Source organism: Vibrio sp. YT-18 (genome assembly GCF_033337345.1).
GTDB classification, from domain to species: Bacteria; Pseudomonadota; Gammaproteobacteria; order Enterobacterales; family Vibrionaceae; genus Vibrio; species Vibrio alginolyticus.
The window spans coordinates 1-1,075 of sequence record NZ_JAWOQO010000250.1 but is presented as its reverse complement, the minus strand read 5'-3'; the positions used below and the strand labels follow the sequence as shown (position 1 = coordinate 1,075).

Annotated in this window: 1 protein-coding gene; it reads right to left on the bottom strand. The window is 47.1% G+C overall.

The genetic code is table 11. The annotated features are described in order from the left end of the window. The coding region (locus R7M72_RS25765) for an insulinase family protein (protein ID WP_318056550.1) at positions 1-1,075 on the bottom strand (1,075 nt) is incomplete at both ends.

The window sequence follows — 1,075 nt, the reverse complement described above, 5'->3', positions numbered from 1 at the left end:
CGATGCGACCGCGTGAGAACTGTCGATCGCAACGTACACTACGCCTTTCGGCACTCGGAACTCATCATCTTGCAAATGCCACAGGCGAAAACCTTCGAGATCTTCAATCAACTCCGGTAGTGAGCCCCCGTTTTCAAAGGGCATTGGGTCGAGGTCGTAACAAATGTACGGGTTCTTCTCTGGCAGAACAAACTGCCAACGCGGATCAATTTGTTGGAAGAAGCGTTTTTGCTCGCTACTGAATGGAGTGACGGAGTAGGGGGTGAAATACCACTCCGCAGTGCGATTGTACTCAAGTCCTTTGGCGATCAGCGTAACGCGGACATTGTCGACAGATAAATATTGCAGCAGAGAACGTTGCAGATCTTCATCATAGCCCGACATTTTGTAGTCGCCATAGATAATATCGTGCGGCTGATAATGCTGCATATTGATGACTAAATGGCTAACTAAATCGAGAGGGCGTGAAGGTTCTTGAAAGCGGAATGCAGATTCCAATACTGCTTGCTTCTCTAGGTAGCGCCACTCATTCATTCCGTCTTGTTTGATCATGGTTAGATATTGGAAGACAGCTTGAATGATGTCATCTACGTGGTCTAACCCTTCTGGTGTGAGTGTACAACTGACCGTAAAATCACGATAGTTGCTGCCACTTGCCCCGCCGCCGGCTGATAGGGAAGTGATCCAGCCTTTGCTTTTCAGTTGAAGCATCAAGCTCCCTTCGCCTTCGTAACCTAACAAATGAGCGAAATAAGAGAGAGGCTTCACGCCGTAGTGTTTATCCATTCCCGGCATAGGGAAGGTGAGAATGAGTTTGCGAAACTCTTTGATGGGCTCAATTTGAACCAAAATTCCGGTGCTGTCTTCAGTGTCAATCGGTACATCAATCGATTTGCCACTTAATTGATGATTAGGGATGTCAGCGAACATGGCTTCTACCCAAGCTTGCTGCTCATCAAGAGATTGAGGCCCAAACAACGTCAGCGTCATAAGATCGGCTGAATATTGAGAATGATGAAACTCGACAATTTCATCACGAATAGACTGACCATCTCGGTCGCCAAGCGTATCTAAA